General features: G+C 65.4%; 17 protein-coding genes. All 17 read right to left on the reverse strand.

Annotated features, from left to right (window positions below):
- Positions 1-79: 79 nt before the first annotated feature.
- The 17 genes from XH81_RS33895 to flgC all read right to left on the reverse strand — a co-directional run bounded on the left by XH81_RS33895 (position 80) and on the right by flgC (position 15,375).
- Positions 80-661, reverse strand: a complete 582-nt coding sequence (locus XH81_RS33895; protein ID WP_095425967.1) for a transglycosylase SLT domain-containing protein — start codon at positions 659-661, stop codon at positions 80-82.
- On the reverse strand, positions 612-1,940 hold the full coding sequence (locus XH81_RS33900; protein WP_271596770.1) for a flagellar hook-length control protein FliK: 1,329 nt from the start codon (positions 1,938-1,940) through the stop codon (positions 612-614). Before XH81_RS33900 ends, XH81_RS33895 begins: the two co-directional genes overlap by 50 nt.
- Positions 1,937-3,115 carry a chemotaxis protein gene (locus XH81_RS33905; RefSeq protein WP_028145733.1) on the reverse strand — a complete coding sequence of 393 codons (1,179 nt, stop codon included), beginning with the start codon at positions 3,113-3,115 and terminating at the stop codon, positions 1,937-1,939. Before XH81_RS33905 ends, XH81_RS33900 begins: the two co-directional genes overlap by 4 nt.
- Positions 3,112-4,437, reverse strand: coding sequence for a MotB family protein (locus tag XH81_RS33910; RefSeq protein ID WP_028145734.1), 1,326 nt, complete (start codon positions 4,435-4,437; stop codon positions 3,112-3,114). Before XH81_RS33910 ends, XH81_RS33905 begins: the two co-directional genes overlap by 4 nt.
- Before the next feature lie 6 nt (positions 4,438-4,443).
- Positions 4,444-5,136, reverse strand: a complete 693-nt coding sequence (locus XH81_RS33915; protein ID WP_028145735.1) for a hypothetical protein — start codon at positions 5,134-5,136, stop codon at positions 4,444-4,446.
- Positions 5,133-6,758 (reverse strand): flagellar basal-body MS-ring/collar protein FliF, encoded by a 1,626-nt coding sequence (gene fliF, locus XH81_RS33920; protein ID WP_018318450.1) that lies wholly within the window; start codon positions 6,756-6,758, stop codon positions 5,133-5,135. Before fliF ends, XH81_RS33915 begins: the two co-directional genes overlap by 4 nt.
- A gap of 334 nt (positions 6,759-7,092) precedes the next feature.
- Positions 7,093-8,004: a flagellin N-terminal helical domain-containing protein gene (locus XH81_RS33925; protein WP_028145736.1), complete on the reverse strand. Its 912-nt coding sequence runs from the start codon at positions 8,002-8,004 to the stop codon at positions 7,093-7,095.
- Between the two features lie 263 nt (positions 8,005-8,267).
- A complete protein-coding gene (locus tag XH81_RS33930) occupies positions 8,268-9,173 on the reverse strand; it encodes a flagellin N-terminal helical domain-containing protein (protein WP_028145737.1) in 906 nt (301 codons plus the stop codon).
- 264 nt (positions 9,174-9,437) lie between these two features.
- On the reverse strand, positions 9,438-10,178 hold the full coding sequence (fliP, locus tag XH81_RS33935; protein ID WP_018318447.1) for a flagellar type III secretion system pore protein FliP: 741 nt from the start codon (positions 10,176-10,178) through the stop codon (positions 9,438-9,440).
- The gene (locus tag XH81_RS33940; RefSeq protein WP_028145738.1) at positions 10,175-10,618 is read right to left on the reverse strand and encodes a flagellar basal body-associated FliL family protein; all 444 of its coding nucleotides are present in this window, start codon (positions 10,616-10,618) and stop codon (positions 10,175-10,177) included. The genes fliP and XH81_RS33940 overlap by 4 nt, the downstream gene beginning before the upstream one ends.
- A gap of 42 nt (positions 10,619-10,660) precedes the next feature.
- Positions 10,661-11,368 carry a flagellar basal body L-ring protein FlgH gene (gene flgH / locus XH81_RS33945; protein WP_028145739.1) on the reverse strand — a complete coding sequence of 236 codons (708 nt, stop codon included), beginning with the start codon at positions 11,366-11,368 and terminating at the stop codon, positions 10,661-10,663.
- Positions 11,369-12,136: a MotE family protein gene (locus XH81_RS33950; protein ID WP_028145740.1), complete on the reverse strand. Its 768-nt coding sequence runs from the start codon at positions 12,134-12,136 to the stop codon at positions 11,369-11,371. It abuts the gene before it with no gap.
- 67 nt (positions 12,137-12,203) lie between these two features.
- A complete protein-coding gene (gene flgI / locus XH81_RS33955; RefSeq protein ID WP_028145741.1) occupies positions 12,204-13,334 on the reverse strand; it encodes a flagellar basal body P-ring protein FlgI in 1,131 nt (376 codons plus the stop codon).
- The gene (flgA, locus tag XH81_RS33960; protein WP_038974583.1) at positions 13,331-13,807 is read right to left on the reverse strand and encodes a flagellar basal body P-ring formation chaperone FlgA; all 477 of its coding nucleotides are present in this window, start codon (positions 13,805-13,807) and stop codon (positions 13,331-13,333) included. Before flgA ends, flgI begins: the two co-directional genes overlap by 4 nt.
- A 13-nt stretch (positions 13,808-13,820) precedes the next feature.
- Positions 13,821-14,609 carry a flagellar basal-body rod protein FlgG gene (gene flgG / locus XH81_RS33965; protein WP_028145743.1) on the reverse strand — a complete coding sequence of 263 codons (789 nt, stop codon included), beginning with the start codon at positions 14,607-14,609 and terminating at the stop codon, positions 13,821-13,823.
- Positions 14,610-14,626: 17 nt separating this feature from the next.
- Positions 14,627-14,956, reverse strand: a complete 330-nt coding sequence (locus tag XH81_RS33970) for a flagellar hook-basal body complex protein FliE (protein ID WP_028145744.1) — start codon at positions 14,954-14,956, stop codon at positions 14,627-14,629.
- 2 nt (positions 14,957-14,958) lie between these two features.
- Positions 14,959-15,375 carry a flagellar basal body rod protein FlgC gene (gene flgC / locus XH81_RS33975; protein ID WP_028145745.1) on the reverse strand — a complete coding sequence of 139 codons (417 nt, stop codon included), beginning with the start codon at positions 15,373-15,375 and terminating at the stop codon, positions 14,959-14,961.

The raw sequence follows: 15,375 nt of genomic DNA on the forward strand, positions 1-15,375 counted from the left end.
CTTTGGTAGGTTGCAGTTACAATGGGGGATCTTGCTTGCGCGGGGCTGATGGTTCGGAACCATGCACAACTTCACGTCGTCATGTCGTTTTCGGCTGACAGAACGAGCGTGCCTTGTCGGTCCAGGCGCCGAAACCGCTCGACACGAGGTGAGCCACGATGTGACAGACATAGCGCTTCTGCGCCGGCTGGTTGTTGGGGCCGGCATTGTAGCGAGCCACCGCCATGGTCCAGCTGCCCTCGCGCTGCTTCAGCTCTTTCAGGAAGCGCGCGGCATATTCGACGTTTTTCGCGGGATCGAACATCGCGCGCACCGAGACGAACTTGTCGCCGTGATAGTAATGGTTGATCTGCATGCAGCCGAGATCGATCAGCTTGATGCCCTTGCCTCGCATGGCCTGGAAATTTGCGATCGCATCATCCATGTCCCTGGCGAACACGGTCTGGCCGTCGGCGCCGAGGGCGTAAGGATGCAGCGCGCCGCGGCGGCCGGTCTCGGTGAGACCGACTGCGTAGAGAATGCCAAGCGGAATCCCATGCTGCTGGGCCGCGCGCGCCATCTCGCGCTCGCAGGGGCGCGCGGCGTCGGTGGCCGCGTCCGCGGCGCCGGCATTACAGATAAACAGGGCCGCGACGAAGATGCGGCGCCACGTCCTGGTCATGACGCGTCTCCTGGCTGGGCTGGCGCTCCTGGCGGGCCTGCTTCGCGCCGCCATCGGATTGCCCCGACGACGAGCCTGCGCCACCGAACGCACCTTGCGACTGCGACGAGGGCTGTTGCTGGCCCGAGAGCTGCGGCTGCGACTGGCCGGAGCCGCTTTGGAATCCATCCAGCGAGCCGTGCTGCACGGGCGCGACGTCGGCGACATAACCCGCCGTCTGCATGAGATCGCGGATCTGGTCGCGCTGCTGATCCAGCATCTGGCTCGTGTCCTTGCGCGCGGCGGCAAGGTGGACGGACACTTCGGTGCCGACGAGACGAAGGCGCACGGTGACGTTGCCGAGCGCGGGCGGCTCGAGATTGATGGTCAGGATCTTGAGCGGCTGATCCGGCGCATTGGTCTGGGATGCTGCGGGATCGGGCGCTGCGGACCCCGCCGGGCCTGCGGAGTCCTTCAGTTCGGCGACGACCGCATTGGCGACTTGTTGCGGAGCGTTGAACTGCGCCGGGGGCAGATGGGTCTCCTGCTGGACCACGGTGACCTTGGTCGTCTCGGGCAACGCGTCGCGCGTCGAGACCTTGGCGGCGCGTTCGACATTTGCGGTGACCGCCTCGAAGCCTGATGTCGCGGGCATGGCTTTGGCGGAAGCCTCGCTGCCTGGCTGTGCGGCCGCGGCTTGCGATGCATCGCCTTGTGCACGCGCGCCGGTCGGAACGACAGCAGACGGCGCGGAATCCGCTGTCGTTGCCTTCGCGATGCCTGTGGCCGCAACTTCGCGCTTCGTCCCGGATGAGCGCTCGTCGCGCGCGGGCACGTCTTTCCTGTCGCCCGACTGCGACGGCATTTGCGGCTTCGCGGCCGATGCGGCAACGAGATCCTGTCCCACGATCGCGGGAGCGTTCGAGCGATTCGAACCGTCTGGCTTCGGATCATGGCCGACCGGGCTTTGCGTCTCCGAGGATTTGTCGGTCGTCTGGTCGCCGGCCTTGAGCAGGTCGGTCGCCTCGGTGCGCTCGTCCGTCTCGTCCTTCGACTTGTCCTTGGCCGCGGGGTGGGCCAGACGCGTGCGCAGCGCTCCGGCCTTCGCGGTCGTATCGCTGCCCTCATCGTTGAGTGCCTGCTTGGCGAGGTTCGAGACGGTGTGGAGCAGATCGTTGAACGACGAGCCCGCCTGCGATTTGGCTCCGGCGTTCTTTGCCGAACGCGACGTGCCGCGGATGTTGAGGCTCTCGGCGAGACCCGAGAAGAGCTGTCCGGAGGTTCCACTGAGCTTGGTCATGGGCGGCGGTCCCTGGTAAGGAGTTCGAGCTCGCCGAGCTGCTTCTGCGCGCGCGCGAGAGTCACGGTCGATGACGCCAGATCGAGACGTGCCGGCGTTGCCGGAGGCTTGTCGGCAGCAGCGGCGGATCCGCCCGGAAACGGCTTGCGAACATCGAGCGCGAGCTGCACCGTGGCATTCAGAAGGGGCACGTCGCGCTCGGGCAGCTTCGACCGGTCGAGTGCCTTCAGCTCGGCCAGACCGCCATCATACTCGTCGGTGAGCGCCCGCGCGGCGCCGCGGAAGAAATGCGCCCGCTCGCGATCCGCCGAGGCGTCGGCGCTGAGCGTCAGCGCCCGCTCGCCGGCAAGCCGCGTCACGGCCATCTGCCCGCGCACCATCGCCGCGCGCGCGATCACGAGATAGAGCTTGAGGCGGCTCGCGCGATCGATCTGCTCGAGCAGCGCTGCGATCCGCGCGAAGCGGCGATCGTCGAGCGCCAGACTCGATTGCGTCAGGCCCGAGGAGAAGCGCTGCCAGAAATCGCCGGCATAGATCGAGTTGCGGTAGTGGCGGATATAGGCCAGCGCCAGGAACTCGAACTTGTCGAAATCCTCCGCCTGCCCCACCAGCAGGATCTCGCGCCGCAACGCCGCCTCCTCCACCAGCGTACCGGGCAGGAGCAGGCGCGCGTCGTCCAGACGCTCGATCGCGAGCGATGCCTCGGAGCGCGCGAACAACGCGCCCTGGACCAGCGCGACCTGTCCGCCTAGGCCGGAGGACAGCGTCCGCGGCTTGACGTCCTTGAGCAGCTCCCGCGCTTCCTCCTGACGGCCCTCGACATAGGCGAGCGCGCCGTTGAACAGCCGCTCGTCGACGTTCATCTTGTCGCGAGGCAGCTTGCGGACGATCTGCGGCGCGCCGCCGCTGAGCAGGTAGATGACCGCAGCCTGGCTGTTCTGCGCATTGCTCCACACGCCCGGATCGGCGGCGAGAAACTTCTCTCCGATCTGCCGGATCAGCGCGACGTGGCTGCCATGCGCGGCGGTGTCACCGTTGGCGATGCCGTCCTGCACGGCCTGCAACGCGCGGACGAGCTCATAGGGCTCGCCCGACTGGCGCGCGGATTGTGCGAGCGCGTTCGCTGCCGTGAACGGCAGGAGCAGCACGGCGGCGCAGAGGAGCGGCCTGATCAAGGGCGCTTCTCACGAATCAGAATCTCGATCCGGCGGTTCTGCGCGGCCGCCGGATCATTCGGAAGCTTCGGCCGGCGGTCGGCATAGCCTTCGACATGCTCGATCCGCAGCGCGTCGACGCCGGAGCGAACCAGCATGTAATAGGCCATCTGCGCGCGGGCGGTCGACAGCCGCCAATTGTCGTAAGTCTCGGAACGATACGGTCGATTGTCGGTATGGCCGCGGACGATGATCATGCCCTGGCGTTTCGTCAGCAACGGCCCGATCTTGTCGATCACGCGGATCAGCTCGGGCCGCGGCTCGGCCGAGCCGACCGCGAACATGCCGAAGCTCGCATCGTCGGTCAGGCTGATCAGGAGGCCCTCCTCGACCTGACGCACCTCGGCCGCCGGCCCGGCGCCAGCCTTGATGTCCGAGAGCGCGTCGGCAATCGCGGCCTGAAGCTGCTTGACGGTCGGCTGCTGGGTTTGCGCCGCATCGCGCGGCTCGGACTCCTTCGTCGTATCGTTGGGACGCGCCTGCGCGGCGGCGTTGGCTTGAGCGCTCGCCTGAACGGTGGCCTGGGCGCTGCCCTCGCGCGGGGCCTGCGCCGGCGCGGGCCCCGGCGGCAACAACGGCGACAGGTTTGCGGACGACGCATCCGCGTTCGGCGCCAGGCTTCCGCCGGCATCGTCCGCCTTGGCACGACGCGGCTGCGGCTCGCCCTGATTTGTGCCTGAGGCACCGTCGCGCGCGGAAGCATTCGGCTTGGGCTCGCTCTCGATCATGCGATCGGCGTCCTTGGATGCTTGCGGCGCCAGCTTCCAATAGCCGGGGTCGAAGGGATCGCGGTAGGCGTCGCCGCCCTTGAGACCATCCTCTTCGGCGGACGTCAGCGCGCCGGCGCGTCGCTGTCCCGTGGACTGGTTCGCGCTGTTCGCGATCTCGGAGAGCGTCGCATAGGGATCACGGAACAGGACTTTCTCTTCATAGGAGGCCGGCTTCTCGGCCGTCGGCGAGTCGCCGCGGCGTTCCTCGTTCGAGCCGGCCGGCTGACGCTTGCCGTCCTGACCTTCGAACGAGGTCGGCTCCTTCTTGGAGAGATTCTTCAGGCCCTTCGGCGCGGGGGCATTTTCCGCGAGCTGGATCGGATTGAAATAGCTCGCGACGACCTGCTTCTGATCCTGGTTGAGCGCGTTGAGCAGCCACATGACCAGGAAGAACGCCATCATCGCGGTCATGAAGTCCGCATAGGCGATCTTCCATACGCCGCCGTGATGCGCCTCCTCGGCGAAGGCGCTGCGCCGGCGGACAATCACGAGTTCATGCTTGACCTCTTCCATGGCGGGTTACCGGCGTGCTTCCTTCAGGCGTTCGCTCCAGGCCGTGATCTGCGTCTCGATCACGGTCTGGTCGGCCACGACGCGAACCTCCAAGGTGTCGGCCGCCTCGTACTCGATGCCGGTGCGCCTCGACGCCTCGAGCTGCGTCTTCACGAGGTCGAGCAGCTCGCTCGGGCCGGTGACCTTGAACGCCGGCACCGACGAATTGCCGGTCAGCGCCGCGATCTGCTCGACCAGCGATCCGATCGCCTTGTCGCGGACCGCCTCGGTGAGGAACGGCAGCAATATCCGCGCCACGGAGCTTGCGATGTTGGTCTCGATCTCGCGGCAAGCCGTCTCGAAGCCGCTGACGATCGCGACTGCCTGCTGGTCGGACCATTTGGCGCGCTCTTCGCCGAGCCGGATCGCGCTGCGGACGCGCTCCTCGGCCAGCCTGGCGTCGCCTTCCGCGACGCCGGCCGCATGGCCGCGGCGGTAGGCGTCGTCCAGGACGTTGGCCGGCGGCGCTTCCGCCTTCGGCGCAGGAGACGGCGACTGGGGCAGCGGCTGCGAATGGGCCTGAGGCTGCGGCGGAGCCTCGCGCATGACCTCCTTCGGCCTCGTCAGCACATCCTGGATCCTGGGCGGCGGAGGCGGCGGTGATTTGGCCCGGCCGTTCGCGTCGAACTGCGTCAGGAATTTTCCGATTGCCGCGTTCATGCCGCCTCCTCGCGTCGCATCCAGTCTTTAAGGATCGCTGCGGCCTGCGCCTGGTCGAGCCGGACGATCTGCTCCAGTCGCTTCTGCGGCGTTCGCTGCATCTTGCCTTCGAGATCTTCGACGAGATTGAGCTCGGGGTCCTGACTCTCGGCCAATGCAAGGGCCGCAGCAGCCTCGATCTCAGCGGCCTCGGCCGCCTCCACCTGCTCCTGCTCCGCGCGATGGGTCAGAATGCCGTTGACCGCCGGCCGCAAGCCGAACCAGACCAGCATCGACGCAACGGCCAGGATCGTCACCGCGTTGATGACGCTGCCGAGCTGCTTGTTGATCATCTCGACGAAGCTGATCGGCGGCACCGGCGCCAGCTCGCGCGAGCCCTCGATGAAGTCGACGGCCGTCACCTGGATCTGGTCGCCGCGCTGCTTGTCCAGTCCGCCGGCCGTCGCCGCGAGCTGGCTGATCTCCGCGAGCTTGCTGTCGACGATGGCCTGGTTGCTCTTGTCGCCGAGATCGGCGACCAGCCGCGCCCGATTGACCAGGACGGCGATGAAGAGCTTCTTCACCGAATAGCCATCGCTCACCGTCGTCGTGGTCTTCGACGAGACCTCGAAGTTGGTGACGTCCTCGCGGCGGGTCTTGTCCTCGCTGGAGTTCTTGCCGCCGCCGGCGTTGACCTGTTGATCGGGAAGGTTCTGCTGCACCGTGGTCGGCGTCGAGCGGTCGGCGTTCTGCGAGGATTCCTTCTCGCGCACGTTCCGCACCGAACGCTCGGCCCGGCTCTCCGGATCGTAGACGGTCTCGTTGATCTGCCGCTTGTCTGTGGAGAGCTGTGGCGCGACGCTGACCTCGAAATTGTCGAGACCCAGATAGGGCGTCAGCGCCTTGCGGATGTTCTCCTGGACCATGCCGCCGACCGTCTTCTGCAGGCTCGCCATCTTGGTCGGGGCGGCGCTCGCCTCGTCCTCTTCGGCAAGCAGCATCGAACCGTCGGCGTCCAGCACCGTCACCTTGTCGCGGTTCATGCCTGGAATGGCGGCGGCGACGAGATGGCGGATCGACTGCGCCGTGCGGGCCTCGATCGCGCCGTCGGTGCGCAGCACGACCGATGCGGATGGCGGCTGCTGCGTCGCGCGAAACGAGCCCCGCACCGGCAGCACGATATGCACCCGCGCCGCCTTGACGCCCTTCATCAACTGCACCGTGCGCGCGATCTCGCCTTCCAGCGCCCGGAGCTTGGTGACTTCCTGCATGAACGAGGTCAGGCCGAGCGAGCCGATCTTGTCGAACAGCTCGTAGCCGGAATTGGCGCTGGTCGGCAGCCCCTTCTCGGCCAGCAGCATCCGCGCCTGCATGGTCTGGCTCGGGCGCACCGAGAGCGCGTCGCCGGCCGTATTGACGTCGAAGGTGATGTTCTGCTCGCGCAGCGCGGCGCCCATGCGCGTCACGTCTTCGCGGGTGAGGCCGGTATAGAGCGTCTCGAATTCAGGCCGGCTCAGATAGTACGCGCCGCCGACGACGGTCACGAGAACGGCAAAACCGATCAGGCCCAGGGCCATCAGGCGTCGCGGCCCAAGCTCCAGCAGATTGTTGAGCAGTTGCTGTACCTGCGCACGACTGAGCATATGACCTCGTACCAATGCGGACGTACGGGACACTCCGCTGCCAACCTTGTCTGAAGGTTGCGCGAGGACACGAATGTGTCAGTTCGCAGGCGAGGCGTTGCAATTTTACAAGAAGGCCTATTTTACAAGAAGGCCTATTTTACAAGAAGCCCTGGCGACGCAATCCGGTCGGCGGCAATGCACGCCGGGACGCACGGCCGCACGATCGGCCGCGGCGTGTCGCATGAAATTCAACGTCGGGAGATCGATTGCGGACGTCTTGTGCCGCCACGTCCGCCGGTCACGGCGGGGACCGTGCTCCCTGAGGGAGCACGGTCGTTTTCGAAAGCGCCGCTTAGCCGCGGAACAGCGACAGGATGCTCTGGCTGTTCTGGTTGGCGATCGAGAGCGCCTGAACGCCGAGCTGCTGCTGGGTCTGCAGCGCCTGGAGCCGGGTCGATTCCGCGTTCATGTCGGCGTCGACGAGCTGGCCGATACCACGATCCACCGAGTCCATCAGCGACTTCACGAACTCAGTGTTGTTCGAGATGCGGTTCTTGATGGCACCGAGGTTGGCGGCGGACTGGCTGACCGTGTTGATCGCGGTGGTGACCTGCGCGATGTAGCCGTCGAGGATGGTCTGGTCGGCCGTCGAGTCGGTCAGCGCACCGATGCCGATGGTGTTGACCGACGCGCTGCCGGTCACCGTGTCCAGGATGCCGCCAGTGGTCGCGGTGTAGAGCGAGTAGTTGGCGACCGTCACCGTGATGGTGTTGATCGTCGGCGTGCCGCCGACGCGCGAGAACGACGACACCAGGTTGACGGTGGTCGGCGTGGACGCGTTGGTGCTCAGCCAGTTGACGCCGTTGAACGTCGCCGCGTTGGCCACGTTCTTCATGTCCTGCTGGATCTGGGTGATTTCAGCCTGGATCTTGGTGCGGTCGATACCGGCGGTCTTGGCTTCGACCAGCAGCGCCTGGAGCTTGGTCAGGCCGGAGTTCTGGTCGCCGATGACCTTGTTCAGAGCGGTGTATTCGGTGTCGACCGTCGCAGCCGACAGGCCGAGCGAGTCGGAGACGGCCGAGAGCGCGGCGTTGTCGGCGCGCATCGAGGTCGCGATCGACCAATAGGCCGAGTTGTCCGAAGCGGTCGAGACGCGCTGGCCGGTGGAGATCCGGTTTTCGGTGGTCTGCAGGCTGGCGCTGACATTCCGGAGGGTCTGGAGCGCAGTCATTGCGGCGGAGTTGGTAAGCAGGCTGGAAGCCATCTTCGATGTCCCTTTGAAAGCAGAATGGATGGGGACATACCGGGCTTGCACCGGTACGACAGGGCGGCATCATGCCTTTGGGCTGCGGAAATGCGCGTAAACCCAATCCGTCGTAGCGGCCAGACTAGCCAGCGAAGCTTGTGCGGGGCTTGTGGCGCTGTGCCCCCGCTGCAACAGGGCAGCCGAAATCGCGGTGCGCGCGTCAGGCAAACGAAAGGGCCGCGCTTCGCGAGAAGCGCGGCCCTCCCGAGATCGTCGAAGGCTTAGCGGAACAGCGACAGGATGCTCTGGCTGTTGTTGTTGGCGATCGAGAGCGCCTGAACGCCGAGCTGCTGCTGGACCTGGAGGGCCGCCAGGCGGGTGGACTCCTGGTTCATGTCGGCGTCGACGAGCTGGCCGATACCGCGATCCACCGAGTCCATCAGCGACTTCACGAACTCCGAGTTGTTCGAGATACGGTTCTTGATGGCGCCGAGGTTGGCGGCGCCCGAAGACACCGTGCCGATCGCTGCGGTGACCTTCGCGATGTAACCATCGAGAATGGTCTGGTCAGCAGCCGAGTCGGTCAGCGCACCGATGTTGAGGCTGTCGACCGACGCGCTGCCGCTCACCGTGTCGAGGATACCGCCCGTGCTCGAGGTGTAGAGCGAGTAGTTGGCGACGGTCACCGTGATCGAGCTGGTGGTCGGCGTGGAGCCGACACGCGAGAACGACGACACGAGATTGACGGTCGTCGGCGTGGAGGCGTTGGTGCTCAGCCAGTTGACGCCGTTGAAGGTCGCCGCGCTGGCGACGTTCTTCATGTCCTGCTGAATCTGGGTGATTTCCGACTGGATCTTGCTGCGATCGATACCGGCGGTCTTGGCTTCGACCAGCAGCGACTGGAGCTTGGTCAGGCCGGAGTTGCTGTCGCCGAGGACCTTGTTCAGAGCGGTGTACTCGGTGTCGACGGTCGCGGCCGACAGACCGAGCGAGTCGGAGACGGCGGAGAGCGCGGCGTTGTCGGCGCGCATCGAGGTCGCGATCGACCAGTAGGCGGCGTTGTCCGCGGCGGTAGCCACGCGCTGGCCGGTGGAGATCCGGCTCTGCGTGGTGGAGAGTTGCGAGCTGACAGACCGCAAGGTCTGGAGCGCGGTCATGGCGGACGAGTTCGTGAGCAGGCTTGACATTGCGAATGTCCCTTTATGTACGCGTTACATTTTCATCAGGGGACATACCGGACTTGCACCGGTACGGAGGGGCGGCATCATGCCTTTGGACTGATGTGGGTGAGGTCCAACCCGCCGTGACGCCTTGCTAACACGTCGAATCTTGCCGGCGGATTAAGATCGGCTTGAATTCTTCAGCAATATCAGATGGTTAATATTACCCAACGCTAACCATAGCGCGGTACTTTTCGCTAACCATGACGGGGCGCCAGGCGATCGCGGCGGTTACGAGAACGAGCGCACCAGTCCGGAGGCGAGCAGATTCCAGCCGTCGATCAGCACGAAGAACAGCATCTTGAACGGCAGCGCCAGGATCGTCGGCGGCATCATCATCATGCCCATCGACATCGTCAGCGTCGCCACGATCATGTCGATGACGAGGAACGGCAGGATGATGAGAAATCCGATCTCGAACGAACGCCTCAGCTCGGAGATCATGAAGGCCGGAATGATGACGCGCAAATCGACGCGCTTGTCGTCGAACTTCTTGCGAAAGCTCTCGGCGGCGAGCGACTCGAAGGTCTGCAGATCCTTGTCGCGGACATGGGCCAGCATGAACTCGCGGAACGGATCGGTGATCTTCAGATAGGCCTGCTCTTCCGAGATTTCGTTCTTCATCAGCGGCTGGACGCCGGTCTCCCAGGCGCGATCGAAGGTCGGCGCCATCACGTAGAAGGTCATGAACAGCGCGAGGCTGATCAGCACCAGGTTGGCCGGCGTGGTCTGCAGGCCGAGCCCGGCGCGCAGGAACGACAGCGCCACCGCAAATCGCGTGAAGCTCGTCACCATGATGAGCAGTCCCGGCGCCACCGACAGCACCGTGATCAGCGCCATCAGCTGGATGATCCGGCCGCTGGTCGAGCCGTTTCCGGGTGGCAGCAGCGAGTTGAGGTCCGGTATCTGGGCGAGCGCCACTTCGGGCAGCACGACCAGAACCAACGCGAGCAGCAGGATTTTCACTCTCACTGAATCACCAGGGTCTCAATGATCAATTCGCGCACCTTGCCCGACGAACGGATACTGGCGCGCTCGGTCAGGTCGTCGCGCAGATGCTGAAGCCCGCGCGATCCCTCGAATTGCGTCACCGTCGCCGACCGCAGATAGGTGACGATGTCCTCGCTGATGTGGGCGGCCAGGATGCCGGCATCCTCGTCGCTCATGCTCTCGGTCACCATGGAGGCTTCGATGCGGGCCCAGTTGTTGGCCGGCGCGGCGAGATTGGTCACGATCGGGGACAACTTCCTGAGCCGCGCGCTGCCGGCGTAGCTCGAGGCAAGCGGCGGCGGCGTGGCGGTCTTCTTCGCGTCGGCGACACGCTCGGCGGCCGCGAACAGATGCAGCCCGGCCAGCGCGCCCGCACCGATCGCGACAAGGGTCAGCGCCACGATGGCCGCAATCAGGCGCATCACGTCCCCTGCCCTCGCGACGCGGCCAGACCGGCGCGGACTTCAGAATGGTGCCACGGCGTCATAGATCCGATGTCCCCATCCAGGCTGCTGCACGTCGGACAGATTCCCGCGACCGCCATAGGACACGCGGGCCTCGGCGATCTTCTCGTAGGAGATCGTGTTGGTGCGCGAGATGTCGCGCGGCCGCACGATGCCGCCGACGTTGAGCACGCGCATCTCCGTATTGACGCGAAACTCCTGCGAGCCGCTGATCATCATATTGCCGTTCGGCAACACGTCGGTGACGATGGCCGCGATCGAGAGCTTGATATCCTCGGTGCGATCGATCTGGCCGTTGCCCTTGATCTGCGTGTTGGTGCTGAGATTGGCGTTGGTCGATCCCTTGTCGCTCCACCCTGCGACGTCCATCAGCCAATCGAGGCCGAACTTGACCTGCGAGTCGCGCGAGCGGCCGGTCTTGTTGTCGAGCTTGGCCTTGTCCTGCATCGAGATGATCACCGTCACGACGTCGCCGGTGCGCCGGGCGCGGGGATCGCGGTAGAGATCGGTGCCGTCGTCCCAGGTCGAGCGATAGCTGACCGGCGTGCGCATGCGCGGCGTCACCGGAATCGGATCGGCCTGGGTCCGGAGGCCGCTGCCGACCGGCGACATTTGCGGGCCGGTCAGGACCTCGGACGGATCATGGAAGCATCCGGCCAAGGGCACGGACGCCAGCATGAGCGAGAGGATGAGGATCGGCTTCTTCATCTATTTGGTCTTTCCGTCATCAACGCGACGCATTCCGCCAAGCAGGTCGGCCAGGTGCGCCGCGCGTGCCGTATCCATCTCGTTGAAGATCGCGCTCGAGTTCCTCGGGCTGAGCTTGGCGAGCACGGCGGCGGCGGTCTCGTCCGCCATGCCGGCAATCTGGGTCGCCGCAGCTTCGGGCTTCATGCGCGAATAGATCTCGACGACGCTGGCTTCGGCCTTCTTCAGGAAGTCGTCGCGTAGCGCCATCCACTTCTCGTATTCGACCCGCTTGGCCTCGACCTCGGCGATCCGCTCGCGGAGCAGGCTCTCGGCCTTCTCCAGCTCCTTGAGCTGCCAGGCCAGCCTTGCATCGACGGCGGGATCGGCGACGTTGCTGCAGAACAGGGCGACTTCGTTGTCCGCGGATACCGCGGCCTGTGGCGGCGCAGGTTTCGGCGGTGCCGTGACGCTGCCGGGCTTGGCCGGACGTGCCGGTGCAACGGCAGGTGCGGCCGCTGGCGCCTCGGAAGCGGGAACCGCGCCAGTGGTCGCAGGTCCCTGGTCTTCGGCCGCCCAGGCCGTCGCCCGGATCGACGCATTGTCGCCTGGCACCGCCGTGACCGGCTGCGGCTTCTGCGGGCCGGGGGCGCGGGCGCGCGCGAAGGAGAGCAGATTGAGCGGCTTCGTCGGCTTGGCCTCGTCCAGGGCCAGCACGGGCGACGCGCCCGCGAACACTGAGGCCGCGACCAGCAGGAGGAGTTTGGCTTTGTGATCCAGCTTCAGCATCGGGCCGCGTGCGATTCTCGGTCGAGACACGAGCATTGAGCGACCAAGCTTGCACGACGCTTGCGCCTCATTGGACGATGACATCGGCCTGGAGCGCACCAGCCGTCTTGATCGCCTGCAGGATCGCGATGATGCCCGACGGCTTCAGGCCGATCTGGTTCAGCCCGCGCACCAGGCGCTGCAGATCGACCCCGCTGAGGATCGCCACCTGCGATCCGGCCTCGTTGGCCTCGACCACGGTCTGCGGGACCACCACGGTCTGCCCTCGCGAGAACGGCGCCGGCTGCGACACCACGGGCATCTCCGTGACACGAACGGTCAGATTGCCGTGCGTCACGGCAACGGTCGATATCCGCACGTCGCGCCCGATCACGACAGTGCCTGTGCGCTCGTTGATCACCACCCGTGCAGGCGTATCAGGCTCGACCGTCAGTTCGCCGATCTCGGCGAGGAAGCGGACAGGGCCGATGTGGCGCGGCTTCGACAGCACGATGGTGCGGTAGTCGCGCTCGAAGGCGATCTGCGCGCGGTAGCGTCCGCCGGCGTAGCGGTTGATGGCGTCCAGGATGCGTGTTGCGGTGACGAAGTCGGGGTTCTTCAGCTGCAGCACCAGGAACTCCATCTCGTGGAGACTTCCCTGCACCTCGCGCTCGACCAGCGCACCGTTCGGGATGCGCCCGGCCGTCGGCGTACCCTGACTGACGTTCTGCGCCTGGCCTCCGACGCTGTAGCCGGCCACCGTGATCGCGCCCTGCGCCACTGCATAGACGGCACCGTCCGCCGCGCGCAGCGATGTCATGACCAGCGTACCGCCGAGCAGCGACGTCGCATCGCCGAGCGACGACACGGTCACGTCCATGCGCTCGCCGGGCCCGATCGAGGGCGACAGGTCCGCAGTCACCATCACGGCGGCGACGTTGCGCGTGCGCAGCGTCGTCGGACGGGTCGGATTGTTGGTGCTCGTGGTCTCGTTCCTGACGTTGATGCCCATGTTCTCGAGCATCGATTGCAGGGACTGCTCCGTGAACGGAGCGTTGCGAAGCGTGTCGCCGGTGCCGTTCAGGCCGATGACGAGGCCGTAGCCGACGATCTGGTTTTCGCGCAGACCCTTGATGTCCGCGATGTCTTTGATGCGGACGGCGGCATGGGCGCTGGCGGCCGAAAGCAGCAGGACGAGCGCAAGCAGGATTCTGGTCATGACCCGTCCACGACCTTCACGGTGCCGTCCGGCTGGACCACGCCCCTGATGATCACCCCGGTATCCGTATTGCGCACCGGGATGAGCGCGCCGGACGCACCCGACTGCATCGCCGAGCCGTAAGTGACGATGGACAGGCCGCTGTCTTCCACCACGACCTTGACCATGGCGCCGCGGGCGACGGTCCAGGGGTCTTCCACCGAGTTGGTTGGAATGGGCTGGCCCGGCAACAGCGCGCGCCGCGCCATGCGGCCGACCAGGACTTGGCGCCCGTCGACGAACATGGCAACGCCGAGCAGGCTCGGCGCGAAGGCGCGCTCGGTGATCATGTCGTCCCGGATCAGCTCGCCGGCGCGGATCGCAACCGCCGGCACGGGAAGGCGCTTCTCCTCGGCCATTGCGAGGCGCGCCGAAGCCAGAACCAGCAGCACGGCGGCCAACCCGCGCACGATCAGGCCCACCCTGTTCAACATCGAGACACCGGAACTAGCGCATGCCCTTCGATACTGTCTGGGCCATTTCGTCCGAGGCCTGGATGACCTTGGCATTCATTTCGTAGGCGCGCTGCGCCGAGATCAACTCGGTGATCTCCTTGACCGGATCGACGTTCGAAGCTTCGAGCCACTTCTGATTGATCTTGCCGTATCCGGAATCGCCCGGCAAGCCGACGACCGGCGTGCCCGACGCCGTGGTCTCCTTGTAGAGATTGCTGCCCAGCGGCTCGAGGCCCGCCTCGTTGGCGAAGTTGGCGAGGTTGAGCTGGCCGATCTGGCGCGGGTTCACCTCGGAATCCAGCTTGGCAAAGACCTGGCCGGTCTGGTTGACCGTGACCTCGACCGTTCCCTGCGGCACCGTGATCGCGGGGTCCAGCAGATAGCCGTCGATGGTGACGAGTTGGCCGTTGGCATTGGTGTTGAACGAGCCCGCGCGGGTGTATTGCACCTCGTTGTTCGGACCGAGCACCTGAAACCAGCCGCGACCGTTGATCGCCATATCGTAGGGGTTGCCGGTCTGCGTCAGCGCGCCCTGAATGTGCAGCTTGCGGATCGCCGCCGACTTGACGCCGAGACCGAGATTGGCGCCTTCCGGAATCGGCGAGGAGCCGTTGACGTTCGCGACGCCCTGCATGCGGTCCATCTGGTAGAACAGATCGGTGAACTCGGCGCGCGCACGCTTGTACGACGTCGAATTGATGTTGGCGATATTGTTCGCGATGACTTCGATATTGGTCTGCTGGGCGTTCATGCCCGTGGCCGCAATGGCAAGCGATTTCACAGCTTCATTCCCTTAGATCAAATCGACATCCGGACGACTTCTTGGTAGGCTTGCACGACCTTGTCGCGAACCGCGACCGCCGTCTGCAAGGCCTGCTCGGCCGACATCAGCGCCTCCACGACCTTGCGCGTGGATTCCTTGCCCTGCATCGCCGAGATCGACGCCGCTTCGCCTGCCTTGAGCGTCCCGATCGCGTCGGTCGTCACCTGCTTCATCACCGATTCGAATCCGACATCGTCGGTGGACTGAATGGCGGTCGGAGCCGCCGGCGCGATGGCCTGCGCCTCGGTCGCACGGCTCGCCGCTTGCCCGGCGGAAATCGCAGTGGATGAAATTGCCTCAAGCATTGTCAGCTCCTCAAGAGGTCGATGGTCATGCCGAGCATCGACCTCACCTGTTTCACGACCTGGAGATTGGCTTCATAGGACCGGTTGACTTCCCGCATGTCGGCCATCTCGATCATCATGTTGACGTTCGGCAGCTTGACGTAGCCGGCCTTGTCGGCAGCGGGATGTCCCGGGTCGTACTCCACGCGGTACGGCGTGGTGTCGACCCCGATCTCCTTGACCTTCGCCAGCTGCGAGCCCGAGGCACGATCCATCGCAGCATCGAAGGTGATCGTCTTGCGCTGATAGGGATCGGCGCCGGCGGTACGCCCCGTCGAGGTCGCGTTCGCCAAATTCTCCGAGACGATGCGCATACGCGTCGACTGCGCTTCGAGCCCGGAGCTCGCGACCGTCAATGACGCTTGAAGTGAGTCCAGCAT

This window comes from Bradyrhizobium sp. CCBAU 25360, from assembly GCF_028128695.1.
In the GTDB taxonomy this organism is placed as follows: Bacteria; Pseudomonadota; Alphaproteobacteria; order Rhizobiales; family Xanthobacteraceae; genus Bradyrhizobium; species Bradyrhizobium ottawaense.

Bases quoted from the DNA above. Each gene is read 5' to 3' on its own strand.
- XH81_RS33895 (WP_095425967.1), bottom strand. From the start codon at position 661: ATGACCAGGACGTGGCGCCGCATCTTCGTCGCGGCCCTGTTTATCTGT.
- XH81_RS33900 (WP_271596770.1), bottom strand. From the start codon at position 1,940: ATGACCAAGCTCAGTGGAACCTCCGGACAGCTCTTCTCGGGTCTCGCC.
- XH81_RS33910 (WP_028145734.1), bottom strand. From the start codon at position 4,437: ATGGAAGAGGTCAAGCATGAACTCGTGATTGTCCGCCGGCGCAGCGCC.
- XH81_RS33915 (WP_028145735.1), bottom strand. From the start codon at position 5,136: ATGAACGCGGCAATCGGAAAATTCCTGACGCAGTTCGACGCGAACGGC.
- fliF (WP_018318450.1), bottom strand. From the start codon at position 6,758: ATGCTCAGTCGTGCGCAGGTACAGCAACTGCTCAACAATCTGCTGGAG.
- XH81_RS33925 (WP_028145736.1), bottom strand. From the start codon at position 8,004: ATGGCTTCCAGCCTGCTTACCAACTCCGCCGCAATGACTGCGCTCCAG.
- XH81_RS33930 (WP_028145737.1), bottom strand. From the start codon at position 9,173: ATGTCAAGCCTGCTCACGAACTCGTCCGCCATGACCGCGCTCCAGACC.
- XH81_RS33940 (WP_028145738.1), bottom strand. From the start codon at position 10,618: ATGCGCCTGATTGCGGCCATCGTGGCGCTGACCCTTGTCGCGATCGGT.
- flgH (WP_028145739.1), bottom strand. From the start codon at position 11,368: ATGAAGAAGCCGATCCTCATCCTCTCGCTCATGCTGGCGTCCGTGCCC.
- XH81_RS33950 (WP_028145740.1), bottom strand. From the start codon at position 12,136: ATGCTGAAGCTGGATCACAAAGCCAAACTCCTCCTGCTGGTCGCGGCC.
- flgI (WP_028145741.1), bottom strand. From the start codon at position 13,334: ATGACCAGAATCCTGCTTGCGCTCGTCCTGCTGCTTTCGGCCGCCAGC.
- flgA (WP_038974583.1), bottom strand. From the start codon at position 13,807: ATGTTGAACAGGGTGGGCCTGATCGTGCGCGGGTTGGCCGCCGTGCTG.
- XH81_RS33970 (WP_028145744.1), bottom strand. From the start codon at position 14,956: ATGCTTGAGGCAATTTCATCCACTGCGATTTCCGCCGGGCAAGCGGCG.
- flgC (WP_028145745.1), bottom strand. From the start codon at position 15,375: ATGCTGGACTCACTTCAAGCGTCATTGACGGTCGCGAGCTCCGGGCTC.